This window comes from Pseudomonas sp. stari2 (assembly GCF_040760005.1).
Taxonomy (GTDB): Bacteria; Pseudomonadota; Gammaproteobacteria; order Pseudomonadales; family Pseudomonadaceae; genus Aquipseudomonas.
Map to the genome: position 1 here is coordinate 3,929,116 of NZ_CP099760.1, position 22,228 is coordinate 3,951,343.

The following is a 22,228-nucleotide window of genomic DNA, read 5'->3' on the forward strand; positions in this document are numbered from 1 at the left end:
GGTTGGCGGAGGCAACCCGGGGGCGAATAATCGCCCCCCCTGCATTGGCTAGCGTTTCAACGGTGGTGGCGCCTTGGGACCTTTGATCAGTGGTTTCTCCAACTGTTTCCCATCTGCCCCGTAGAACAGGCGCGCGATGTGCGGCGGCATTGGCTGTGGCGCTCTGGCGGTCATGATGAACCCTCTGAAATCGGATTGAATTCAACCCATTTAACCTTCGCGGAATCTATCAATAAAAATTCAGCACCAAAAGGTACGTCGGTTCCATCGCTGTTCAGCCAACACGGAGATTGCAACAGAAACTGCCCACTTGAAGATTCGGGCGGCCACTCCACCGGCCAGCCTAGAACGCGCCTTTCATCATCCAGATGCAGGGTGATGACGCGATCATATTTCGCAAATGCGCTGAACCATTGGCTAGGGTAGGAAGATTGTTTCGTTACGTTTCTGCTACGCAACCAACCATGTAAGTTGCCACTGGCGGACACGCAACAAGCCAGCAACCCAAACACCAGCGAAGCAAAAAACGCCCATGCTGTTTCAGCTTTGGAATCCCACGTTCCTACAGAAAAACCCTCTCTCCCCACCCACAAACAGACCTCACCAACGCCCAAAACGGCCCCTTGAATCACAAACGTGAAAATCAACGCCTGCACAATCTGCCCGAACGTATCCGGCCGCTTGAACGCCGTCAGGGTGTAGAAAATCCAGGTCGAGACAAACCCCGGGATCAGGTACTGCAACAGCGGAATCACCTCTTTCACCAGATCATCCATGATCGGTCGCTCCTTGAATCAAAAAACCAATCCTCCAGAAACAGCAATGCCGGCCCGTAATGGGCCGGCATTCAAAGCCTAGTGCACGCTGGAAAGACGCTTGCGATCAACTGTCACCGCGCATTACGCATCCTGCAGAATCAGATCCGCGCCCTTCTCCGCCACCATCAGCACCGCCGCATGGGTGTTGCCTGACGTGACGTTGGGGAAGATCGACGCATCGACGATCCGCAACCCGTCAAGGCCATGCACCTTGAGGCGCTTGTCGACCACCGAAGTCTGCTCATCCGCGCCCATCGCACAGGAACCGCACAGGTGATAGATCGAACCGCAGTTATCTCGGAAGTACTGCAGCATCTGCTCGTCGCTTTCCACCGCCGGCCCCGGCAAGACTTCATCAACCGTGATGCCCTTCAGCGCCGGAGCGCCCATGATCTTGCGCATCAGGCGACTGCCCTGGATGACCTCGTCGATGTCCTTCTGCGTGCTCAGGTAGTTCGGGTCGATCATCGCTGCATCGCGCGGATTTTTCGAAGCAATCTCGATGCGCCCACGACTGGTCGGGCGGCACGGGTTGAAGCACAGCAGAAAGCCTGAATACGGCTCGGGCTTGAGGCTGGCCTTGTTGTTTTTCGGAATCTGGTACGACAGCGGGTTGAAATACAGCTGCAGGTTCGGATGACTCTGTTCCGAATTGCCACGGAAGAATCCGCCGGCCTGATTGACGCTCATCGCCAGCGCGCCTTTGCGGGTCAGCAGGTATTTCACGCCGAGCTTGAACTGGCCAAACAGCGAGCTGAGCTCATCGTTCAGGGTCGGGACGTTGGCCTTGTAGTAATAGCTGACGCACAGGTGATCCTGCAGGTTCTGCCCCACCGCCGGCAGGTGCTTGACCAGCGGAATCTGGTGCTTTTCCAACAACGCACGATCAGCCACGCCGGACAGTTGCAGGATCTTCGGTGTGTCGACGGCGCCCGCACACAGGATCACTTCCTTGCGCGCCGTGAAGGTCCGCACCACGCCATGCTGAGTGATGGAAATGCCGGTGGCGCGCTGCTGGCTTTCATCGAACAGGACACGATCGACCAACGCGTAATGCTCGACCGTCAGATTCGGCCGACTCAGCGCCGGGTGCAGATGGGCGAAGCTGCTGGAGCTGCGTTGACCGTTGCGGGTGTTGACGTCATAGATGCCCGCACCTTCGAATTTCGGCCCGTTGAAATCGTCGCTGCGCGGGTAACCGAGTTCATCACAGCCCTTGAGGAACACGTCGCAGATCGGGTGGGTCTGGCCGGCCATCGGGGTGATGCTGATCGGGCCGCTGCCGCCGTGATATTCGCTGTCGCCCAGCGGATGGTTTTCCAGCTTGCGAAAGTACGGCAGCACGTCCTTGAAGCCCCACCCGTCGTTGCCGTTGGCCGCCCAGTCGTTGAAGTCATGGGCCTGGCCGCGCACGTAGATCATCGCGTTGATCGAGCCCGAGCCGCCCTGGACCTTGCCGCGCGGGGCGTAGATTTCGCGATTGCCCAACTGCTTCTGCGGCTGGCTGTAGTACATCCAGTTGAAGGTCGGGTTGTAATACATTTTGGCGAAGCCGACCGGGATCTTGAACCACAGGGAACTGTCCTTGCCGCCCGCCTCCAGCAGCAGCACCGTGTGTTGGCCCGAGGCCGAGAGCCGATTGGCCAGGACGCAGCCAGCGGCGCCTGCGCCAGCGATGATGTAGTCGTATGTCATGCACGGTTACCGCGTAAGTCTTTTTATCGAACCCGCCCGTTGCCGGGCGGGGAAATCCCGTCAGCCCTTGGCCGGCGATGTGTCTTTGACGTCGGCCGGAGTCGGGGCCATCTGCAGGTGCAGGCGTTCACCGGTGTACGGCGAATGCTTGCGCACCACGTCCATGTTCAGCTCCACGCCCAGGCCCGGCTCGGTGGACGGGATGATGTAACCTTCCTCCCACTGCAACGGCTTTTTCAGGACCTCGGCGTGGAAGCCGCCCCAGGTCTCGATGCTTTCCTGGATCAGGAAGTTCGGCGTGCAGGCCGCGAGCTGGAAACTCGCCGCCGCACCAATCGGCCCGTTGTACAGATGCGGGGCGATTTGCGCGTAATAGGCCTCGGCCATGCTGGCAATCTTCTTGCCTTCGAGCAGGCCGCCGCAGCGCGCCACGTTCATCTGCAGAATCGACGCACCGCCGGCCTGCAACAGCTTGAAGAACTCGTACTTGGTGGTCAGGCGTTCGCCAGTGGCGATCGGAATGCTGGTCTTGGCCGCGACTTGCGCCATGGCCTCTTCCTGGCCTGGCGGCACCGGTTCTTCGAACCACAGCGGATCGTATTTCTCCAGGCGCTTGGCCAGACGAATTGCCGAGGACGGCACCATTTGTCCGTGGGTACCGAACAGCAGATCGCACTTGTTGCCCACCGCTTCGCGGATCTTGCGGCAGAAAGTTTCGCAGCGCTCCAGCACTTCCAGCGAAATCTGGTGCCCGGAGTACGCGGTGTACGGCCCGGCCGGGTCAAACTTCACGGCGGTGAAGCCCTTGTTCATGTTGTCGATGGCGCACTCGGCGGCCAGGTCCGGGTCGTCATAGTCGTACTCGCCACGGCTGTTGACCGGGTACAGGTAGGTGTAGGAACGCAGGCGTTCGTGAACCTTGCCGCCGAGCAGTTCGTAGACCGGCTTGTTCGCAGCCTTGCCGATGATGTCCCAGCAGGCCATTTCCAGACCGCTGACCACGCCCATCATGGTCAGGTCGGGACGCTGGGTGAAACCGCTCGAATAGGCCTGACGGAAGAAGCGTTCGATGTGGTGCGGATCCTGATTCAGCAGGTAGCGCTCGAACACGTCTTCGATGATCGGCAGCATGGCTTTGGGGCCGAAGGTCGCTGCGTAGATTTCGCCGACACCTTCGATGCCGCAGTCTGTCTTGAGCTTGACGAACAGCCAGTACATGCCGCCGATGTGCGGTGGCGGTACGGCAACGATATGGGTTTCAAGGGCGACGATTTTCATCTCAGGCACCTGTCTTTTTCAGAGATTTGCGATTGATTCGGGCACGCAGGGTCACGGCAGCCAGGGTGCCGATCAGACCGATGGCGGCGATGTAGCCGAAATAGAGCTTGTAACCGAGGGCGCCCGGAAAATGCTCAGTGAGGTAGCCGTTGATCAACGGGATAAAAGCATCCGGCATGTAACCGACCACCGAAACGATGCCGATGGCCAGTCCGGTGATGCGCAGCGGAATGTTGCAGCTGTCGAGGATCGCCCAGTACAGACCGCGAATCGCGTAGGTCATCAGGCCGATGAAAATCACTGTCGCGATCAGCAGCCCCATGCTGTTGAGCGCCGGGAACACGATCAGGCCGACAATCGCCAGACTCGCCAGCAACAGCGCAACGATCAGCACCGAGATGTTCGAAAACTTGTCCCCCAACCAACCGCCACCGATGCCGCCGATCGGGCGCATCCACAGTTTGATCGTGGTGATGGTGCCGGCCATGACGGCGGTCAGGCCGCTGCCTTGCAGGTAGTCCGAGAAACTGTAGGTGGCCCAGAAGATGTGATAACCGCAAAACACGATCGCGGTGACCAGCCACAGTTCAGGAATCTTCACCAATGTCGCCAGATCAGTGAACAGATTGAACTTACCCTTCTCCACCGGCGGCGTGTCCTCCATCGACTTCGGGTCCTTGATCAGCACCAGCACACAGCCGATGGCGATACAGGTGAAGGCGTAGAGATAAACCACGTGTTTGAAACCTTCGGCAGTGGACTCGCCACGGGTTTCGGTGGCGTAGGCGAACAGCCCGAGCGCAACCGTTGCCAGCAGCGCTTCGACCAGTCCGCGCCCCCCATCGAGGATGCCGAAGAAACGGCCCTGTTCGGTGTGATGGGCAATCATCTTCACGCGCTTGAGCACCGAGGCCCAGAACGTCAGGCCGGTGGTCAGCCCCCAGCAGCCGAAGATGATCATCAGCCCGGTCATCGACGGCGCCGTCGAATACCACAGACCCAGCGCGCCAGTGGCCACCAGCGAAAAGAAAATCAGGAAACGCGGCGCGATACGGTCGGCCAGCCAGCCGCTCGGCAAGTAACTGAGCAGGAAAATCGTCCCCAGCATCGAGTACAGATAACCCAGCTCGCTGTGGCTGATCTGGAACACCTCGAGCATGGTCGTCTGATAGACCTGACGCAGGTACAGAATCGGGTAGATCGCACCGGCGGCGAGCACCAGCAACATCAGTTGGAAATAGCGACTTCCCTTGTCGCTGCGGCTTTTCGAAGCCGAGTTGGAACCCTGAACAGCGGCAGCAGTGGATGCATGCTTGGACATTGAAGTGACCTCGGGCGACCCGTGCTCCGGGCGCCCCTGATAATTGTTTTTATAGGTGTAGCGTGAGGCGTGCTGCGGTGGATCAGTACTTCATGACCACAAGGCGGGTCTGGGTGAATTCGAGCATGCCGTGCTTGCCGTCATCGCCGCCCAGGCCCGAGCGTTTCCAGCCGGCGTGGTAGCCCTGATACGGATCGGCCGGGGTACGGTTGACGTACAACTCGCCGGCTTCGATGGCGTTGGCGACTTTCTGCGCGGTGCGGTAGTTCTCGGTGTACAGCACCGACGACAGGCCGAACTGGTGATCGTTGGCCATGGCCAGCGCTTCGTCGATGTCGCGGTACGTGAGCACCGGCAGCACAGGGCCGAAGATTTCTTCCTGGACGATTTCCATGTCCTGACGGCAACCGCTGAGCAGCGTTGGCGGGTAGAAATGCCCCGGCCCCTCAGGCAGCACACCGCCGCTTTCGAGGACGGCGCCGTCGGCAATCGCGCGCTCGACCATGGCGTGAATGTTCTTCTGCGAACTGGCGTTGACCAGCGGGCCCATCAGGCTGGCGTCCGAGGCGCGGTCACCGAACTTCACGGCGACGATCTTCGCTTTGAGTAATGCGAGGAATTGGTCGTGAACGCTTTCCTGCACGTAGACCCGCTCCACCGCCGTGCACAACTGGCCGCAGTGAGTGGTCTTGGAGGCGATGATTGCGCTCGCGGCGGCTTCAAGATCAGCGTCGGCTTCGATGATTGCCGGGGTCTTGCCGCCCAGTTCCAGCGACGGCTTGGCAATGTTGGCCTTGCAGTAGTCGAGGACGATGCGCCCGGCGTTGACGCTGCCGGTCAGGGTAATCAGGCCCACGGCTTTATGCGTGCAAACGGCTGCAGCGGTGGCGTGATCCATGGTCAGGATGTTGACCACGCCGGCCGGCATGCCCGATTGCTCCACGGCTTTGGCGATTTCGAACGCCGATGTCGGGGTGTTGTTGCTCGGGCGCACCACCACGGTGTTGCCGGCAATCAGCGCCGGAGCGATTTTGCGCAGCAAGGTGTAGACCGGATAGTTGAACGGAATCAGGCACGCAACGACGCCAATCGGCTCGCGGTGCAGAAACAGGTTTTCGTCGGGGCTGTCGCTGGGAATGATCTCGCCTTCGATGCGGCGCGCCCACTCGGCGTGGTAACGGGTGATCTGCGCGGCATAACGGGCTTCGCTGCTGGCGTCGCTCAGGCTCTTGCCGGACTCGGCAGCCAGGGCGGCGCCGATGGATTCGGCGCGATCCTCAAGGGCAGCCGCAAACGCTCGCAGGTGTTCGGCGCGTTCGATGCTGGTGAGTTTGCCCCAGGTCTTTTGCGCCTTGGCGGCGATATCGACTGCCGCGGTGGCTTCTTCGGCAGTGGCGGCCGACACCTGGCCAATCAATGCTTCGGTGGCCGGGTTGTAGACCGCAATCAGCGCCGCGCTGGCCGGTTCGATGAAGTGGCCGTTAACAAAATTTCGCTCGACTCGCATGTGCATCGCCCATCGTTTGTTTTTATCGATGGCGCCAGTCTTGTCATCGACAGCGGGTTCAACAAACGATTTATCCGGCGATCAAACATTCGAAAAAGGCACGTTACTCAGGAAATCGCCTTCGAAGGCTCAAGCTGGCGCTGCGCCAGCCAGATCTCTTCCTGCAACCACTGACTGAACGCCTGCAATTGCGGCATCTGCGTCTGTTCCGGGCGGGTCACCAGCCAGTAGGACTGGTGACCCTCGACATGGACGTTATGCACTTGGGTCAACTGCCCGCTGGCCAGCTCCGAGGCAACCATGTGCCAGTCGGCAATGGTGATCCCCAGGCCATCGACCGCTGCCTGAATCGCCAGATCCAGCAGGTCGAATTCATAACCGCCTTGGGTATCGACGCCGCTGATGCGCGCCGCGTCGAGCCAGTGTTTCCAGGTCAGGTAGCGCTGATCTTCCCGGGCCAGCACATGAAGCAGCGTCAGGCGATTGAGGTCGATGTCCTGCTCGCCGCCCTCCCGCGCATACAGGGTCGGTGCGCACACGGCAATATGCCGCTCCTGAATCAGCAGTGAACTGTCGAGCCCGTCCCACTCGCCGTCGCCAAAACGGATCGCGCAATCGAGTGTGCTGGTTTCCGCGAGGCTGTCCTGCAAGCGGGTGGTGATGCTCAGTTCCAGTTCCGGATGCTGCTCGCGCAATCGCCCGAGGCGTGGCATCAACCAGCGGCTGGTGAAGGTGGGCGGCGCGTTGATGTGCAAGCGGTTGGCGTGGGTTTTCTGCTGGATGCTGCGCACCGTCAGCTCGATCTTGTCGAACGACTGATGCAGCGCCCGCAGCAGAATCTTGCCGGCGCCGGTCAGTTCGAGATGGTGATGGCGGCGCTCCAGCAGACTCTCGCCGAGCTGTTCTTCCAGCTGCCGCACCTGACGACTGACCGCGCTCTGGGTGACATTGAGCAACTCGGCGGCGCGGGTGAAGCTGCCGGTGCTGCCAGCCACTTCGAATGCTTTGAGCGCATTCAGGCCGGGCATTTTGCGTTTCATACAAGGCACTCGAAAACCACTGACAAGGCGCAAAGCATCCCACGACACTGGCGAATTGTCCTACAGGATTTTCTGAGTAACATGCATTCGATGCAGGTTTCCCTGACGTTTTTATCGTTTGTTCTGCAGCGGGCGGATGGCAAAACTGCGCGGCATCTCTAATAAAAACAATCGAGAGCCGCTCCATGCCCTTCCCTGCATTTTTGCGCCTGCGCACCACCTCCATCGCTCTGTTCTGCAGCATTGCCGCCCCGGCCATGGCGGTCCAGGTCACCGACAATCTCGACCTTGGCGGCGCCATTCGTGCCCGTTGGGACGTGGACCCGGATCGCGACATCCAGAAGTTCGGCCTCGACACGGTGTTCCTCAGCGCCAAGTACAACTCCGACTCGTGGATCGGTGAAGCGCAATACCGCTTCTACGGCCGCTCCTACCCGTATCAGTACACCAAAAACTACGGCGACATCCGCTTCGCCAAGTTCGCGTGGGTCGGCTACAAGTTCAATCCCGACCAGCAAGTGCAAGTGGGCCTGAACACCGTGCCGTTCGGTTTGCAGCCGTACTTCGGTAGCACCTTCTACGAAACCCTGGGCAACGTCATCGGCCTGGAAGACGTGCAACAGATCGGCACCAAATACATCCAGCAAAGCGGCGACTGGAATATCCAGGCCGGCTACTACCTGCGTCCGGCCTGGCAAGGCAAAGGCACTAGCAAAGGCGTGACGTATTCGAGCGTGGTGTCCGAAGCCGACAGCTACGTGGCCGACGGCAGCAACAACCAGGAGCGCAACACCGTGGTGCTGCGGGTCGCCAGGTCGCTGGATCTGGGGCCTTGGAAATCCGAAGTCGGAATCTCCGCCCTGACCTCGACCCTCGAAAACAAAGACACCGACAACGACGGCCGACGCAACGCCGTGGCCGTGCATTACCTCGGCAAGAATGGCCCTTGGGGCGTGCAGTTGCAGGCGGCGCGGCAGCAGATGTCGCCACGCAATGCCAGCACCGATGAACTGGTGACGCTCGGCGGATACGACGGCACTTACAACGTCGCCAGTCGCGGCAATCTGTATGTGGCTGATTTGAGTTACGACGTCGGCGGCAAATATCTGTTCGACCAAGTCAGCGGGATCAAGCTGTACGCCAACTACAGCGCCTTCGACAAGTCTGCAAGCGGCTTCAAGACGTCCGAGCGAATGATCCTCGGTACCTCATTCTCGGTAAGCAAGTTGTGGGTCGCGACCGAATGGCTGTTCGGCAAAAACGATCCGTACATCGGGGGCGGCAGCTACACCCAGAGCCTTGGCGCCGGCGGGCTGGATCAGTGGGAGAACCAGTTATATGTGAACGTCGGGTATTACTTCTGACGTTAAAAAAAATCGCAGCCAGGGCTGCGATTTTTTTTGCCTGCCCGTTGCGAATTCACCTTGCATCCGCACCGCCTCGATAGTCAGATAGCCCTCACCCCAAAACAACAATAAACCGCCCGATCCGGAGTCCCGCCTCCATGCGTCAACTGCCCTCGCTCAACACCCTGCGCGTGTTCGAAGAAGTCGCCCGTCATCGCAGTTTCAGTCAGGCCGCCATTGGGCTGAACGTCACCCAGGGCGCGGTCAGTCGCCAGATCAAACAGCTTGAAGACTACCTCGGCGTGGCGCTGTTCGTGCGCACGCCTCAAGGGCTGTCGCTGACCGAAGCCGGCAGCAATCTTTCCCCGCATCTGGCCGAAGCCTTCGACCACATCGAACGTTCTCTGCAAGCGGTGCGCGTGCCCAATCTGCGCCAGCGCTTGAAAGTGCTCGCACCGCCGACCTGGGCCACGCGCTGGCTGTCGCCACACCTGCGCGCATTCTGCCAGCGCTACCCGGACATCAACCTCAGCGTGACCAACCAGATCGGCCACGACAGCCTTACGGAAGTCGATTGCCACATCCGCTTCGGCCTTGCGGCTGCGCCCCACTGTGTCAGTCAGTTGTTGGTGATGGAACGCCACATCGCAGTGGCCAGCCCGGAGCTGTTCAACGGCGATCAGCCGCCGGATCTGCGGGAATATCCATTGCTGCACATCCTGCACGACGGCAAGCGCTTGAAGGTCTGGGAGAACTGGTTGGCGGCCATGGGCCGGGACGACATCGATGCCGGGCAAGGGCTGGAATTCAGCACCCTGGACCAGGTGATCCACACCACGCTGGCCGGCGGCGGTCTGGCGGTGATCGACCGGCAGATGATCGAAAAGGAACTGGCCAACGGCAGCCTGCTGCCGATCACCCCGATTGAGGTGATCGGCCCTTATGGCTATTGGCTGGATGTGGCGAATGACAAGCAGGGGTTGTCGAAGGTGAAGCTGTTTACCGAGTGGCTAGGAGTTGTCAGCAACCCCTGACCTGTATTCCTCAGACGGGCGTGGCGACTTTGCCGACCGGTCCTACCCCGACGTCCACCGGACTCTGCGCCTTGCACGCCTGACTCAACGTCAACGACTTGGTCTCCGGCGCCCAGGCCCACGACAGCCACGCACCGATCGCCAGGATCGCCGCAAGAATCCCCATCGTCGGGCTCAACCCGATCCCTGCCACACTCACCGGCAACAGGAACGTACTCACCGCCGAGCCCAGACGACTCACCGCCGTCGCCAGACCAATCCCGCTGGCCCGCACTTCCGTCGGGAAACTTTCCGCCGGGAACACGCCCACCAGATTGCTCACCGCCGACAACACCAGCGTGAACACGCCGAACACCAGCACCATCAGCCACGCCGCACTGCCCGGCAACACCGCCAGCAGAAACAACGCTACCGCCAGAATGATGAACGAGTTGATCAGGAACCCGCGTCGGGTGAACTTGATCGTGCACCAGATGCCGATCAACGCGCCGAGGATCAGGAGCAAGTTGAGCATCAGCTCGGTACCGAAGCCTTCGGCCAGGCCCATCTTCTGCAGGATCGACGGCAGGAAGGTGTAGATGGCGAAGTACGGCATGACGATGCAGACGAAGAACAGGCAGTTGAACGCCGTGCGCTTGCGGTATTCGCGGCTGAACAGCACCGCATAGCCCGAACGGGTTTCGCTGGAGCGGGTTTCATCCAGCTCGACATTGTCGCCCAAGTGTTTTTTAACGATGGCACGGGCTTCCGCCACCCGACCCTGATTGACCAGCCAGCGCGGCGACTCCGGCGTGCCGATTCGCGCGATCAGAATCAGCGCAGCGGGGACCGCCGACGACGCCAGCATCCAGCGCCAGGCATCGTCACCGAGACTGAGCATGGCCGTACCGACGAAGGTCGCTGCAACATAGCCGAAGGTCCAGATCACGCTGAACGAACCCAACAACACGCCGCGATGTTTCTTCGGCGCGAACTCGGCGAGCATCGCGTGGCCGACGCTGAAATCCCCGCCCAGACCGATGCCGATCAGCACCCGGCAGAGAAACAGGCTCATGGCGGTTTCGACGTAGAACTGCATCACCGAAGCGATAGTGATCAGCACGAAGCTGACCAGGAAGATTTTCTGCCGGCCGACCTTGTCCGAGATCCAGCCGAAAAACAGACTGCCGAGAAACAGGCCGATCAGCGCCGATGCGCCGATCAGGCCCTGCCAGAACGCATCGAGCTGCATCTGCGGGCTGAGCAAGGTGAATGCGATACCGATCAGGCCAAGAATGTAGCCGTCGGTGAAGTGCGCGCCGAAGGTCAGGCCAGCAATCTTGATGTGGAAGCGCCCGATGGGCAGGTCATCGATCTTTGCGGGTTGAGCGGACATATTCGTCTCCAATTGTTGTTATTGACGGAGAAACGGAAAGCGCTGGGAGAAACCTGCGGGAGCAAACTCCCACAGGATTCGGGGTGGTCTATAGACCGCCCATCAACAGGTATTTGATCTCCAGATAGTCATCCAGACCGTACTTCGAACCTTCACGCCCAAGGCCCGATTCCTTGATGCCACCGAACGGCGCCACCTCCGTGGAGATGATCCCTTCGTTGATGCCGACCATCCCGGCCTCCAGCCCTTCGGCCATGCGCCAGACCCGGCCGATGTTGCGGCTGTAGAAATACGCCGACAAGCCGAACGGCGTATCGTTGGCCCGCGCCAGCACCTCGGCCTCGTCCTTGAAACGGAAGCACGCGGCCACCGGGCCGAAGGTTTCGTCCTGGGCGATCAGCATGTCGCCGTTGGCTTCGGTGAGGATGGTCGGCTCGTAGAACGTGCCGCCCAAGGCATGACGACGGCCGCCGCACAACAGCGTGGCGCCCTTCTCCAGCGCATCGCTCACGTGGGCTTCAACCTTGGCCAGCGCAGCGGCATTGATCAGCGGACCTTGCTCAGTCTCGCCGTCCAGCGCGCTGCCCACGCGCATCGCCGCCACGGCTTCGGCGAGTTTGCCGGTGAAGGCTTCGTAGACACCGTCCTGAATGAAGAAGCGGTTGACGCACACGCAGGTCTGCCCGGTGTTGCGGAATTTCGAGGCCATTGCGCCCTTCACGGCCGCATCGATGTCGGCATCGTCGAAGACAATGAACGGCGCGTTGCCGCCCAGTTCCAGCGAGACCTTTTTAAGGGTGTCGGCAGCCTGGCGCATCAGCAATTTGCCGGTGCGGGTCGAGCCGGTGAACGACAGCTTGCGCACCACGCTGGATGCTTGCAGCGCGCCGCCGATGGCCACCGCGTCGCCGGAGACGATGTTGAATACACCGGCCGGAATCCCGGCCTGCTCGGCCAGCACCGCCAGGGCGAACGCCGACAGCGGGGTTTCTTCCGACGGTTTGAGGATCATCGTGCAACCCGCCGCCAGCGCCGGGCCGACCTTGCGGGTGACCATCGCCAGCGGGAAGTTCCACGGTGTGATCGCCGCAACCACACCGATGGCCTCCTTGGTCACGATGATCCGCGCATCGGCCTTGTGGCTCGGGACCACATCGCCATAGGCACGCTTGGCTTCTTCACCGAACCACTCGAGAAAACTCGCGGCGTAGACCACCTCGCCCTTGGCTTCGGCCAGCGGTTTACCCTGCTCGCGGCTGAGCAGGGTCGCCAGATCCTGCTGGTTGGCGAGCATCAGATCGCTCCAGCGTTTCAGGCGCTGACTGCGCTCTTTGGCGGTGAATTTGCGCCAGGCCGGCAAGGCACGATTGGCCGCCTCGATAGCGAGGTTGGTTTCCTCGGCACCAGCCTTTTGCACGTCGGTGATCAACTCACCGTTGGCCGGGTTGCGCACCGGGTAAGTGGCGCCGCCCTGGCCCCACTGACCGTCGATAAAGTTGCCGTGACGGATCAACTCGCTCATGCCACCGCCCCCTGCAACGTGAAGCGCTCATTCCCCGGACGGGCCGTGCGCAGGATGCGTTTGCCGGCGGTGTAATCGTTGATCACATCGCACGGGGTGTAGTTGCGTTCCAGCTCGTGCAGCTCTTCCGCATCGAGTTTTGTTTCCAACGCCGCCAGTGCGCTGTCGAACTGCGCCGTGGTGTCGGCGCCGACCAGCATGCAGTCCACGCCCGGATGATTGGCGACCCAGGCCTGAGCGATCTGCGCGTTCGACACGCCACGGGCACGGGCCACGCGCTGCACCGAATGAGCGATTTCGAAAGAGGCTTCGTCGCTGTACATCTGCTGGGTGAAGAAGTCGGTCTGGTTGCGGGTCGATTGCACGTCACCGGTCAACAGACCACGGGCCAGCGGACTGAACACCGACACGCCGATGCCCTGATCGCGGCAGAACGGAATCATCTCGCGCTCTTCTTCGCGGTAAGCGCAGTTCAGTTGCAGCTGCATGTTGATCGGCTTGACCCAACCGTTGCGCTCGCAGGCCATGAGGATTTTCGCCAGTTGACCGGTGAGCATGGTCGAGACGCCGATGTAACGCGCCTTGCCGGAACGCACGATGTCGTTCAGTGCGCCCATGGTTTCTTCGACCGGGGTGTTCACATCGAAATAATGCAGCATGAACACATCGACATAATCCATGTCCAGACGCTTCAGCGAGGCATCGATGCTGTCCATGATGTGCTTGCGCGAATGGCCGCTGGCATTGATTGCGTTGCGGGTGCCGTAGCCGACCTTGGTGGTGATCACCAGGTCTTCGCGACGGGCCAGACGCTTGACAATGCGCCCCACCACTTCCTCGCCGACACCGGCGGAATAGAAGTCCGCCAGGTCAATGAAGTTCACACCGTTGTTGAGGGCGTGGGCGACGATCGGCTCGCTTTGTTTTTCATTGAAGATCCACGGCTTCCAGTCCGGGGTGCCCATGTTCATGGTACCCAGGCACAGGCGGGAGACTTGCAGGCCGGAGTTGCCCAAACGAATGTATTGCATGGCGTGGACCTCAGGCTTTTGGCGTGTAGAAAGGGTTGCTGATGTGGTTGACCACATCTTTGAGCTGCGCGGTTTCCGGCTTGCCGGTCAGGGCGGCGCGGATCGCGGTGCGGCAGGCGTTGTAGTTGTTCAGGTAGACCGCATCGAGGTCATCGCAGGCCGGGTTGACCCAGTTGGCGGTGACGATGGCCCACTCGTCTTCGGCTTCCGGCGGCAGCTTGCCGTCGAGCAGCGCTTCGAGCACAGCCTTGGCGATACCGGCCTGGGAAGCGCCCCACGTTGCGTTGCCGTGCAGGTCGCTGCTGATCGCAGCCTTGTTGACGTACAGGGTCATCGGCTTGACCGGAATGTTCGGCTGGGCGATCACCATGAACGGGCAATGGCCCTGGCTCGGCGAAGCCAGGCTGTTGGCAAACGCCAGCCCCGCCGGGCCATTGCGCGGGCCGATCAGGATGTTGATGTGCGCGGCGTTCACGCCCGGGCCTTCGAAACCTTCACCGATGTACAGGTCGAGTTCTTTCATCAGTCATTACTCTTTGCGATGCAGAGGGATTTTTTGGGGGTGATCGACAGCTCACGCAGACCGAATAGCCAACGGGATCAATAACGGACGTGGGGAGACGCGAAGGGAGAATCGGGACATGGCTGCAAACGCTCTCTGGTTGTTATTGATGAGCTGTGTTTGCGATTTTTTAACACCGGGCATCGGGGCACCCGTAACCATTAAAAATCATGGGGCAATGACTTTTAGTCATAGCCTTTTGTGGTGGCGAAAAAATCCCGCTCGAAAGCGGGACTTTTCGGACTGCGCCGGTTACGCGACGACGGGGATCATCGGATCAGCAGCCGCCAGCGCGATGGCACGGTCAGCGGCCGGCGGGTAGATCCACTGAGTGTTGATCTGGGTCTTGAGCGATTTGCCCTCCTCCTTGACCAGTTTCACCTGACGATCCCAGCCTTCTGTGTACACAGCGCCCCAGGCGCCGAGGTCGAGGCAGGTCACGTATTTCGGCTGACTGTATGGCGTCGGGTCGACACCCAGAATCTGCGCCGCGACGTTGTTGCCGGCATGTCGGCCGAGGGAAATCGCATGCTGGCAGGTCATCAGGGCGAAGTTGCCGATATCGTCGGTGGCCGCATAAGCCACGTCACCGGTGGCGAAGATATCGTCCTGACCGATGACTTTCAGGTGTGCATCAACATGCAGGCGCCCCTGACGATCACGTTCGGCTGGAATCTGCTCGGTCAGGGAGCTGGCGCGTACGCCGGTAGTCCAGACCACGGTTTTTGCCTCGATGCGCTGGCCGTCCGACAGGGTCACGCCGTTTTCATCGACGGACAGCACCGACACACCCAGTCGCCATTCGACGCCCAACTCAGTGCTCGCTTCGGCAATCGACACGCTGATGGCTTCGCCCATGGACGCGCCGACTTTCTGCCCACGGTCGACGATGATCACTTGAACCTCAGCCTGATCGCCCAGCACTTCGCGCAGACGTGCCGGCATCTCGGTTGCGGTTTCGATCCCGGTGAAGCCGCCGCCGGCGACCACTACGGTGTTGCGCGCCTGGCTGGCGGGCTGATCGGCCAGGGACTTGAGGTGGTTTTCCAGGCGAATCGCGGCTTCGATCTGGTCAACGTCAAAGGCGTGCTCTGCTACGCCAGGGGCGTCCGGCAGAGCCAGACCACTGCCGGAAGCCAGCACCAGTTTGTCGTAATGGAAAACCTGAGCGGCGCCGTTGGCGTCGGTGTAGCCCACGGTCTTGGCGCTCACGTCGATGGTGTTCGCGGCGCCCTTGATGAAGTTGACACCCACCGCGTCGAACAGATCGCCCAGCGGCGCAGCCAACGTGTGGGCATTCGGCTCGTAGAAACGCGGACGTACACGCAGTTCTGCCTGCGGAGCCAGCACGGTGACGTCGATGTTGTCCCGATTGTGAATATCCACCAGACGTGTGGCGCTCAACGCCGTCCACATGCCACCGAAACCTGCGCCGATTACCAGAATGTGCTGTTTCATTGTTGTCTCCAGGCCCGAAGCCAAGTCGTAGAAAGAGGTTCAAAAATTCACGTTTATCGGGAGTCGGCACGCTTGGGGTTTCTGAAAGCGTTGAACACTGCTCACCGGATAACGGCGACTGTATTGGTCGCCGTTACATCCAACAAGTCAGATTATCCGATTATTCGAATCGAAATTATCGATAACTAACATGACCTATCCTGCAGGTGCACAAATCATCCAGACCACTGGATTCCATGCCTTAAGGGCTTCAAGCCAACAAAACTGATTCACACCCAATTTGTCCGCCACGAATTACCCTGCTAACATCTGCGACAACTACAGTCGGAGATAGCTATGTCGCTTTACAGTGCGGGCGTCGAGTACGGCATCCATTGCCTGGCATTTCTGGTGGGCAGCGGCGGTGACAGTCGCGAAGCGAGCGTGCGCGACCTGGCGGACCTGCAAGGGGTGCCTCTGGATTACCTGGCGAAGATCTTCACCAAACTGGCCAAGGGCAAACTGGTGGTGGCCACCGGCGGCGTGCGCGGCGGTTTTACCCTGGCGCGCCCGGCGGACGAGATCACCCTGCTCGATATCGTCAACGCCATCGACGGCCCGAAGAACATTTTCGAATGCAGGGATATCCGCGGGCGTTGTGCGCTGTTTGACGGCTCGCCGCCGGATTGGGCCGTGGACGGAACCTGTTCGATCCACGGGGCGATGATGGTTGCGCAGAAGCGCATGGAAGAAGCCCTCGCCCAGCAGACCATTCTCGACATCGCCAGAAAGGTCGGGCGCAAGGCGCCGGCGGAGTTCAACAGGCAGGTGGAAAACTGGATTCAGGACCGTCGCGACAAGAAGACCGCCGGCTCGGGTATCCCGCTCACCGACATCACCGACTGAGCCATTCCGGCAGGCAGGCGAAAAAAAAGCAGAAACCGATCACACGGTTTCTGCTTTTTCATTTCGGCCGCTCTGCCCTCAGAGGCAATCACGCACCGATTTGCGCAACGAGCCGGACTTGGCCCATGGCGGCCCCTGGTACAACGACACGCGGCTGCCGTCCTTGTATTTGACGATATCGAGAATCTCGTCAGCGGTGACGATACTCGGCGCTGTGATCCTGTAACCGTTGGAAATCGCGACCTGCGAGGTCTTGGGAATGTCCTGCTGCCATAGCGGCAACACACATGCGGCGTAGTCTTTGGGAGCCTTGCCGCTGATCTTGCTGAAGTTCGGTTCGCCCGGCACCAGAGATGCCGGCAGTGAACAACCGGCCAACGCTGCCATCAGCAGGCCCCCGATCAACATCCGCATAATCAAACCTTCATCTGAAAAAACGCGAATTTACCCTTTAACTGTTCGAACATCCATCGTGGCGCAATGCTTTTGCTCCCTGAAAATCGGTGCTGTCTGCTCCTCAGCCGCCGATTGCTCCGACCAACGGCAGCTGATTCGTGCCCGTTCAGTTCACTGACCAGAACCGCTTGCCTTGCTCCCGGAAAATACGACTACTATTTTCTACCGAGAATGTTCAGGAGGTGATCATGCGGCTCAATGAATACGAACACGAACTTCAACGTGACCTGCAAAGCGTGGCATCGGATCTGAGATGGTCGGCCGTCGACCTCAAGCGCATTGCCGAGCAGTTGCGCAAATCCGGCAACGAGGCGGATGCACAAACGGTGCTCAGGTCCTGCGAGGTGCTGCAAAGCGATGAAGAACGTCTGCAACTCTATGCCAGGGAAGTGAAGGCCCGTGCCATCAGCCGAACGAAAGTCCACTGACACCCTGCAACAAAAAGCCCCGGAAAATCCGGGGCTTTTTTCATTACAGGCCTTCAGCCAGTCTTACGGCCGTGCGTGCGACTCTTGTAACCGGGAAGCGCAGCGGCATACGCCAGCGCTTCCTCCCGGCTGGCGAACGACGCCAGTCGATCACCCTGCGTGCAGACCCGCCACGGGCCGTTATTCACGCTGAGTACGTCGTAGCCATTCATGTGCATTCTGTTCAGCATCGCCATGCTCATAGGCACCTCCTGTCGACCATCGATCAACTGCACTTTTGCACCTTACACCGGGTTCGCCAGCCTGTGCCGACCAGACGTCGCCCCATATCGGCGTCAAGTGTCTGGCACTTTTGCGCTTTGCGACCACTCTGACATCACAACGGCGTCTAAACCAAGGCACGGCTTGAATATTGCATTTTGATGACAGATTCATGACATTCGGCAATCGGGTAACAAATGAAAGTACGTGCAACCATCATCTGCGAACAGGATCGACACATTCTCCTGGTGCGCAAATCCCGATGCCGCTGGAACTTGCCGGGGGGCAAGGTCGAGCCCGGCGAGACCAGGACTGACGCCGCGACGCGTGAACTTGAGGAAGAAACCGGACTGCTCGCCGATAGCATGCTGTATCTGATGGAGCTGGAGGCTGGCGGCACGCGCCACCATGTCTACGAGGCGTCGGTACTGAATATTGATGAAGTACAGCCACAGAACGAAATCGTCGATTGCATCTGGCACCCGCTGAACGCGGTACAGAACCTGACTGTCAGTGAGGCGACCCTGCAAATCGTCCGCGCCTTTCAGCGCCGGCTCTGATTCAACCGGCGAACGCCCGGCGCCCGGCACTCATCTCAGTGCGCAACTCACCGATGAAGTTGGAGATGTCACGAATGGTGACCAGATGCTCCGGTGACACGCCGTTGAGCAGCAGATCGACACGCCCGCTGTCGGGTTCGTAAACCTTGATCTGCAACAAGCCCTGCCCCGTTTGTGTGCAATCACAGTAAAGGGGCGAAAAGCCGGATTCGACGATGCGGCAAATGTCGGCAATGGCAAGCATGGGCAGACGCCTCGCAGGCGAAAGATCGATCGATTTAGCATAGATGAGCTTTTTCGACCTTGCGCGAGCGCCCCTCCGTAGAAAACGCCAACCGCTTCACATCCTTGCGCAACACCGATCAGTTGGCGTCGCGCCCCCAGATCCAGTTCCAGATCCCCGGCAATTGCACCGGATCCGAGCTCTTCTGCACCGTGCGCGCCAGTGCTGCTTTTTCCAGCAGTGCATGATCGTCATAGAACGGTTTGTCGGCCAGGCGCACGCCTGTGGCAGCAGCGCTGTCGAGCAGAATTTGCAGATACTCGCGGGCATGTCGCGCGGTATAGCGGTTGAGGTCATGGAACGTGACCACCACCGGAATCACCCCGTCCACCGTCGGCAGCTCGCCGAGGGCGATTCGCTCACGCACTTCCGACAGCTGACGCAACATATTGGCCCGGCGTCGGGGACTGCCATTGAAACCCCAGATCTTGCCGTCGTTGGCGCTCAGATCTGTAAGCAATACATGCAGGCCATGTCGCTGATAGGCCGCGAACGTACGTTTGTCGTAGTTCCAGAAGGGTGGGCGCAGCAAAATCGGTGGTGCGCCGGTGATCGCTGCGATGTCCGCCGTGCCGTTGGTCAATGAGGTTTCGAGTTCCTGCGGATCGAGCGATCGGTGGTTGGTGTGCCAATGGGTCGCCGTGTGAAAACCAAGAATGTGCCCTTCATCGTGCTCGCGATGCATGATGCGCCGGCCGATCTCGCTGTTGCCGGCCCTCGGCGCGCGGGTCTGGACGAAAAACACCGCTTTGATATTGGGCTGCAACGGGTTGTCTTTCAGGCTGTCGAGCACGGTTTCGGTGGGGTTGTAGAAACTTGAAGCGCTGGGACCGTCATCGAAGGTCAGCAGAAACCTGACCGGCGCCTGCGCATCCAGCCGCGCCCGGGTTTGCGCGGTCATTTCGATGGGAGCCGCAATGCAACCGGCCAGCCCGGTGATGATGGACGCAGCGCAGAAAAGCTTGAACCAGAGTTTCATGTTTTGCCTTGAGCCCGACCGTCACGGTCACGTTGTCGATTGGCAAAACTCCCTCGCCGCTGCTGCCTCCCTGCGACCCACCGAAATGGGCCGAGGTTGGATAAAGATAACAGGGTTTGGTTCCGGCGCTCGCTCAGCGCGCCAGCGCCTGCTGAAACGACGTATCGATGACGCCTGCCGTGGCCAGCGGAGCCGGCAGCGCCTTGACCTTGAACAGGAAATCCGCGGTGCCTTGCAAGTCGTCAGCAGCTTGCTGATCCACCGGGCCGACGGTCATGTGCGCCTGGCGCAACCAGTGCCGCGAGACTTCCTGATCGAGATTGGCCTTCTTCGCCCACAAGTCCGCATATTCGTCGGTGTGGCTGTCGACCCAGGCTCGGGCCAATTTCAGGCGTCCGAGAAAATCGGCGATCGCTTCACGCTTGCTGTCGATGGACGGTGCAGAAGCCGCTATGGCGCTCAAGCCCGGCATCAGGTTTTTCGCGGTCAGAATAGGTCGTGCACCGGAGAACACGACCTGCTGGGAAATGTACGGTTCCCATACCGGGAAGGCATCGATGCTGCCTTGAGGCAACGCGGCAGAGGCATCGATCGGCATCAGCTTGACGAAGTCGACGTAATTCTCCGGCAACCCATTCTGCTCCAGAGCGCGCAAGGTCAACTGCTGGCTCCAGGCACCCGGCCAGTAAGCGACTTTCTTGCCCTTCAAATCCTCAATGGTTTTCACCGGCGAATCCTTTGGCACCAACAGTGCGATGGTGTCCGGGTTCTGCCGCGACACGCCGATCAGTTTCACCGGTGCCTGTTTCGCGGCGAGGAACAGAAAACCCGAATCGCCGAGAAAACCCAGATCCAGCGAACCGGTCTGTAACGCTTCGGCCAACGGCGCGGCGGCCTGGAAGTGTTTCCAGTCGACCGTGTAAGGCGCGTCCTTCAATACCCCGGAAGCTTCTACCGAGGCGCGGATGTTGTAGTAATTCTGGTCACCGACGTGCAGGACCACAGGTTCGACAGCGTAAGTCAGAGGCGAGGCAATCAAGGCGCTGGTCAACGCAGCGCGTAGGAAACGGGAGAGCTTCATGGCGAGTCCTGCAAAGGGGTTTTATATAGACCATAACGCTCTTACAAATCGCATTTGAAATTCGATTAATGAATAAGCTCAGCACCGCCGACAAGCGCTGTTGGTCTAGCAACAGTGGCCCGGCACAGTGTTTTCCCGGCAACAGTTCAAAGCGCGTAAATCGCATCAAAACCCCGTAAACACGGGGCTCAAGGCATATGGCACAGAGCCTGCAATATTCCATTCATGCAGGAAGCATTCGATAAAAATATCTTTCTGGACATAAGAAACTGTTGCCTTGCCGGAGCGTGCCCATGAAATCCCGCTTACCGTTTTCCCGCATCAAAACGCTGCTCGCGGCCTGCGCTGTGGCCCTGAGCCTGCAACCTCTCGCCCACGCAGCGGAAACGCCGCCCGCCGAAGTGCATCTGGACTATGCCTATTACTCCCCCGTCAGCCTGGCGCTGAAACATCTGGGTTATCTGGAAAAGGCCCTGCCCCAGAGCAAGGTCAACTGGGTACTGAGCCAGGGCAGCAACCGTTCGTTGGAATACCTCAACAGCGGCGGCGTGGATTTCGCCTCGTCGGCCAGCCTCGCGGCAGTATTGAGCCGCGCCAACGGCAGCCCGATCAAATCGGTGTACGTTTACAGCCGCGCCGAGTGGACCGCACTGGTGGTGCGCAAAGACTCGCCGTACCAGACCGTTGCCGACCTCAAGGGCAAGAAAATCGCCGCCACCAAAGGCACCGACCCGTACCTGTTCACCCTGCGCAGCCTGCAACAGACCGGGCTGAAAAAGGACGACGTGGAGCTGGTGCACCTGCAACACCCGGACGGCCGCACCGCGCTGGAAAAAGGTGACGTCGACGCCTGGGCCGGCCTCGATCCGCACATGGCCGCCAGCCAGGTACAGGCCGGTTCGCGCCTGCTGTATCGCAACCGCGACTTCAACAGCTACGGCGTGGTCAGCGTCACCGAGCAGTACGCCAAGGAACACCCACAAACCATCGACACCGTGATCAAGGCCTATGAACAGGCTCGCGAGTGGTCGGTAAAGAACCCGGACGAACTGGCCAAACTGCTCGCCAGCGAATCCGGCCTGCCGCTGGATGTGGCCAAACTGCAACTGTCGCGCACCGACCTGAGCAGCCCGCAACTCACCGCCGCCGACGTACTGGCGTCGAAAGCCGCCGCGCCGATTCTGGTCTCCGAAGAACTGGTGCGCCGTGGGGTGAATGTCGATCATGTCATCGATCAATTGATCGACACCGGTTTCCAGCAAGTCGCCGCCCAGTAACCAATCGGGCTCACAACAAGTCCGCGCCCGT

At 60.0% G+C, this 22,228-nt stretch carries 22 protein-coding genes; 6 read left to right on the top strand and 16 right to left on the bottom strand.

Features of this window, described 5'->3' with window-relative positions:
* Nucleotides 1–170 precede the first annotated feature (170 nt).
* The 6 genes from NH234_RS17765 to NH234_RS17790 form a co-directional block, all read right to left on the bottom strand.
* Nucleotides 171–776 carry a DUF6338 family protein gene (locus NH234_RS17765; protein WP_367253627.1) on the bottom strand — a complete coding sequence of 202 codons (606 nt, stop codon included), beginning with the start codon at nt 774–776 and terminating at the stop codon, nt 171–173.
* A gap of 123 nt (nt 777–899) precedes the next feature.
* Nucleotides 900–2,513, bottom strand: a complete 1,614-nt coding sequence (locus tag NH234_RS17770; protein ID WP_367253629.1) for a GMC family oxidoreductase — start codon at nt 2,511–2,513, stop codon at nt 900–902.
* A 60-nt stretch (nt 2,514–2,573) separates the two neighbouring features.
* On the bottom strand, nt 2,574–3,791 hold the full coding sequence (locus NH234_RS17775) for a mandelate racemase/muconate lactonizing enzyme family protein (RefSeq protein WP_367253631.1): 1,218 nt from the start codon (nt 3,789–3,791) through the stop codon (nt 2,574–2,576).
* Between the two features lies 1 nt (nt 3,792).
* The gene (locus tag NH234_RS17780) at nt 3,793–5,112 is read right to left on the bottom strand and encodes a nitrate/nitrite transporter (RefSeq protein WP_085703614.1); all 1,320 of its coding nucleotides are present in this window, start codon (nt 5,110–5,112) and stop codon (nt 3,793–3,795) included.
* A gap of 82 nt (nt 5,113–5,194) precedes the next feature.
* Nucleotides 5,195–6,619 carry an aldehyde dehydrogenase gene (aldA, locus tag NH234_RS17785; RefSeq protein ID WP_367257206.1) on the bottom strand — a complete coding sequence of 475 codons (1,425 nt, stop codon included), beginning with the start codon at nt 6,617–6,619 and terminating at the stop codon, nt 5,195–5,197.
* Between the two features lie 107 nt (nt 6,620–6,726).
* Nucleotides 6,727–7,659, bottom strand: coding sequence for a LysR substrate-binding domain-containing protein (locus NH234_RS17790; RefSeq protein WP_367253633.1), 933 nt, complete (start codon nt 7,657–7,659; stop codon nt 6,727–6,729).
* A gap of 185 nt (nt 7,660–7,844) precedes the next feature.
* On the opposite strand from NH234_RS17790, the gene NH234_RS17795 reads away from it, so the two are divergent.
* The gene (locus NH234_RS17795; protein ID WP_367253635.1) at nt 7,845–9,023 is read left to right on the top strand and encodes a hypothetical protein; all 1,179 of its coding nucleotides are present in this window, start codon (nt 7,845–7,847) and stop codon (nt 9,021–9,023) included.
* 140 nt (nt 9,024–9,163) lie between these two features.
* Nucleotides 9,164–10,039 (top strand): LysR substrate-binding domain-containing protein, encoded by an 876-nt coding sequence (locus NH234_RS17800; protein WP_367253636.1) that lies wholly within the window; start codon nt 9,164–9,166, stop codon nt 10,037–10,039.
* Nucleotides 10,040–10,049: 10 nt separating this feature from the next.
* Here NH234_RS17800 and NH234_RS17805 read toward each other — a convergent pair whose 3' ends face one another.
* From NH234_RS17805 to NH234_RS17825, 5 genes are all read right to left on the bottom strand, one after another.
* The gene (locus tag NH234_RS17805) at nt 10,050–11,414 is read right to left on the bottom strand and encodes an MFS transporter (protein WP_367253638.1); all 1,365 of its coding nucleotides are present in this window, start codon (nt 11,412–11,414) and stop codon (nt 10,050–10,052) included.
* Nucleotides 11,415–11,502: 88 nt separating this feature from the next.
* Nucleotides 11,503–12,936 (bottom strand): NAD-dependent succinate-semialdehyde dehydrogenase, encoded by a 1,434-nt coding sequence (locus NH234_RS17810; RefSeq protein WP_367253640.1) that lies wholly within the window; start codon nt 12,934–12,936, stop codon nt 11,503–11,505.
* Complete coding sequence (locus NH234_RS17815; protein ID WP_367253641.1) at nt 12,933–13,967, bottom strand: aldo/keto reductase; 1,035 nt, start codon at nt 13,965–13,967, stop codon at nt 12,933–12,935. The genes NH234_RS17810 and NH234_RS17815 overlap by 4 nt, the downstream gene beginning before the upstream one ends.
* Before the next feature lie 10 nt (nt 13,968–13,977).
* On the bottom strand, nt 13,978–14,490 hold the full coding sequence (gene fae / locus NH234_RS17820) for a formaldehyde-activating enzyme (RefSeq protein ID WP_367253642.1): 513 nt from the start codon (nt 14,488–14,490) through the stop codon (nt 13,978–13,980).
* Between the two features lie 291 nt (nt 14,491–14,781).
* Nucleotides 14,782–15,987 carry an NAD(P)/FAD-dependent oxidoreductase gene (locus tag NH234_RS17825; protein WP_367253644.1) on the bottom strand — a complete coding sequence of 402 codons (1,206 nt, stop codon included), beginning with the start codon at nt 15,985–15,987 and terminating at the stop codon, nt 14,782–14,784.
* A gap of 336 nt (nt 15,988–16,323) precedes the next feature.
* On the opposite strand from NH234_RS17825, the gene NH234_RS17830 reads away from it, so the two are divergent.
* Nucleotides 16,324–16,872, top strand: a complete 549-nt coding sequence (locus tag NH234_RS17830; RefSeq protein ID WP_367253645.1) for an Rrf2 family transcriptional regulator — start codon at nt 16,324–16,326, stop codon at nt 16,870–16,872.
* A gap of 78 nt (nt 16,873–16,950) precedes the next feature.
* Here the strand turns inward: NH234_RS17830 and NH234_RS17835 are convergent, their stop codons facing one another.
* Nucleotides 16,951–17,286: a hypothetical protein gene (locus tag NH234_RS17835; RefSeq protein ID WP_085731937.1), complete on the bottom strand. Its 336-nt coding sequence runs from the start codon at nt 17,284–17,286 to the stop codon at nt 16,951–16,953.
* A gap of 230 nt (nt 17,287–17,516) precedes the next feature.
* Here NH234_RS17835 and NH234_RS17840 point away from each other — a divergent pair, with 230 nt between their 5' ends.
* Complete coding sequence (locus tag NH234_RS17840; RefSeq protein WP_065259780.1) at nt 17,517–17,756, top strand: hypothetical protein; 240 nt, start codon at nt 17,517–17,519, stop codon at nt 17,754–17,756.
* 53 nt (nt 17,757–17,809) lie between these two features.
* Here NH234_RS17840 and NH234_RS17845 read toward each other — a convergent pair whose 3' ends face one another.
* The gene (locus NH234_RS17845; protein ID WP_085731938.1) at nt 17,810–17,998 is read right to left on the bottom strand and encodes a DUF2188 domain-containing protein; all 189 of its coding nucleotides are present in this window, start codon (nt 17,996–17,998) and stop codon (nt 17,810–17,812) included.
* A gap of 216 nt (nt 17,999–18,214) precedes the next feature.
* Here NH234_RS17845 and NH234_RS17850 point away from each other — a divergent pair, with 216 nt between their 5' ends.
* Nucleotides 18,215–18,577, top strand: coding sequence for an NUDIX hydrolase (locus NH234_RS17850; RefSeq protein WP_367253647.1), 363 nt, complete (start codon nt 18,215–18,217; stop codon nt 18,575–18,577).
* Between the two features lies 1 nt (nt 18,578).
* On the opposite strand, the gene NH234_RS17855 is transcribed toward NH234_RS17850, so the two are convergent.
* The 3 genes from NH234_RS17855 to NH234_RS17865 all read right to left on the bottom strand — a co-directional run bounded on the left by NH234_RS17855 (nt 18,579) and on the right by NH234_RS17865 (nt 20,920).
* Complete coding sequence (locus NH234_RS17855) at nt 18,579–18,821, bottom strand: DUF1652 domain-containing protein (protein WP_085731940.1); 243 nt, start codon at nt 18,819–18,821, stop codon at nt 18,579–18,581.
* A 118-nt stretch (nt 18,822–18,939) separates the two neighbouring features.
* On the bottom strand, nt 18,940–19,839 hold the full coding sequence (locus NH234_RS17860; RefSeq protein ID WP_367253649.1) for a polysaccharide deacetylase family protein: 900 nt from the start codon (nt 19,837–19,839) through the stop codon (nt 18,940–18,942).
* Nucleotides 19,840–19,972: 133 nt separating this feature from the next.
* The gene (locus tag NH234_RS17865; protein ID WP_367253651.1) at nt 19,973–20,920 is read right to left on the bottom strand and encodes an ABC transporter substrate-binding protein; all 948 of its coding nucleotides are present in this window, start codon (nt 20,918–20,920) and stop codon (nt 19,973–19,975) included.
* Between the two features lie 293 nt (nt 20,921–21,213).
* Here NH234_RS17865 and NH234_RS17870 point away from each other — a divergent pair, with 293 nt between their 5' ends.
* On the top strand, nt 21,214–22,197 hold the full coding sequence (locus tag NH234_RS17870) for an aliphatic sulfonate ABC transporter substrate-binding protein (RefSeq protein WP_367253653.1): 984 nt from the start codon (nt 21,214–21,216) through the stop codon (nt 22,195–22,197).
* The last annotated feature ends 31 nt before the right edge of the window (nt 22,198–22,228 follow it).

What these genes read in the sequence shown, in the direction of transcription:
- NH234_RS17765 (WP_367253627.1), bottom strand. Translation starts at nt 776, where the DNA reads ATGGATGATCTGGTGAAAGAGGTGATTCCGCTGTTGCAGTACCTGATC.
- NH234_RS17770 (WP_367253629.1), bottom strand. Translation starts at nt 2,513, where the DNA reads ATGACATACGACTACATCATCGCTGGCGCAGGCGCCGCTGGCTGCGTC.
- NH234_RS17775 (WP_367253631.1), bottom strand. Translation starts at nt 3,791, where the DNA reads ATGAAAATCGTCGCCCTTGAAACCCATATCGTTGCCGTACCGCCACCG.
- NH234_RS17780 (WP_085703614.1), bottom strand. Translation starts at nt 5,112, where the DNA reads ATGTCCAAGCATGCATCCACTGCTGCCGCTGTTCAGGGTTCCAACTCG.
- aldA (WP_367257206.1), bottom strand. Translation starts at nt 6,619, where the DNA reads ATGCGAGTCGAGCGAAATTTTGTTAACGGCCACTTCATCGAACCGGCC.
- NH234_RS17790 (WP_367253633.1), bottom strand. Translation starts at nt 7,659, where the DNA reads ATGAAACGCAAAATGCCCGGCCTGAATGCGCTCAAAGCATTCGAAGTG.
- NH234_RS17795 (WP_367253635.1), top strand. Translation starts at nt 7,845, where the DNA reads ATGCCCTTCCCTGCATTTTTGCGCCTGCGCACCACCTCCATCGCTCTG.
- NH234_RS17800 (WP_367253636.1), top strand. Translation starts at nt 9,164, where the DNA reads ATGCGTCAACTGCCCTCGCTCAACACCCTGCGCGTGTTCGAAGAAGTC.
- NH234_RS17805 (WP_367253638.1), bottom strand. Translation starts at nt 11,414, where the DNA reads ATGTCCGCTCAACCCGCAAAGATCGATGACCTGCCCATCGGGCGCTTC.
- NH234_RS17810 (WP_367253640.1), bottom strand. Translation starts at nt 12,936, where the DNA reads ATGAGCGAGTTGATCCGTCACGGCAACTTTATCGACGGTCAGTGGGGC.
- NH234_RS17815 (WP_367253641.1), bottom strand. Translation starts at nt 13,967, where the DNA reads ATGCAATACATTCGTTTGGGCAACTCCGGCCTGCAAGTCTCCCGCCTG.
- fae (WP_367253642.1), bottom strand. Translation starts at nt 14,490, where the DNA reads ATGAAAGAACTCGACCTGTACATCGGTGAAGGTTTCGAAGGCCCGGGC.
- NH234_RS17825 (WP_367253644.1), bottom strand. Translation starts at nt 15,987, where the DNA reads ATGAAACAGCACATTCTGGTAATCGGCGCAGGTTTCGGTGGCATGTGG.
- NH234_RS17830 (WP_367253645.1), top strand. Translation starts at nt 16,324, where the DNA reads ATGTCGCTTTACAGTGCGGGCGTCGAGTACGGCATCCATTGCCTGGCA.
- NH234_RS17835 (WP_085731937.1), bottom strand. Translation starts at nt 17,286, where the DNA reads ATGCGGATGTTGATCGGGGGCCTGCTGATGGCAGCGTTGGCCGGTTGT.
- NH234_RS17840 (WP_065259780.1), top strand. Translation starts at nt 17,517, where the DNA reads ATGCGGCTCAATGAATACGAACACGAACTTCAACGTGACCTGCAAAGC.
- NH234_RS17845 (WP_085731938.1), bottom strand. Translation starts at nt 17,998, where the DNA reads ATGAGCATGGCGATGCTGAACAGAATGCACATGAATGGCTACGACGTA.
- NH234_RS17850 (WP_367253647.1), top strand. Translation starts at nt 18,215, where the DNA reads ATGAAAGTACGTGCAACCATCATCTGCGAACAGGATCGACACATTCTC.
- NH234_RS17855 (WP_085731940.1), bottom strand. Translation starts at nt 18,821, where the DNA reads ATGCTTGCCATTGCCGACATTTGCCGCATCGTCGAATCCGGCTTTTCG.
- NH234_RS17860 (WP_367253649.1), bottom strand. Translation starts at nt 19,839, where the DNA reads ATGAAACTCTGGTTCAAGCTTTTCTGCGCTGCGTCCATCATCACCGGG.
- NH234_RS17865 (WP_367253651.1), bottom strand. Translation starts at nt 20,920, where the DNA reads ATGAAGCTCTCCCGTTTCCTACGCGCTGCGTTGACCAGCGCCTTGATT.
- NH234_RS17870 (WP_367253653.1), top strand. Translation starts at nt 21,214, where the DNA reads ATGAAATCCCGCTTACCGTTTTCCCGCATCAAAACGCTGCTCGCGGCC.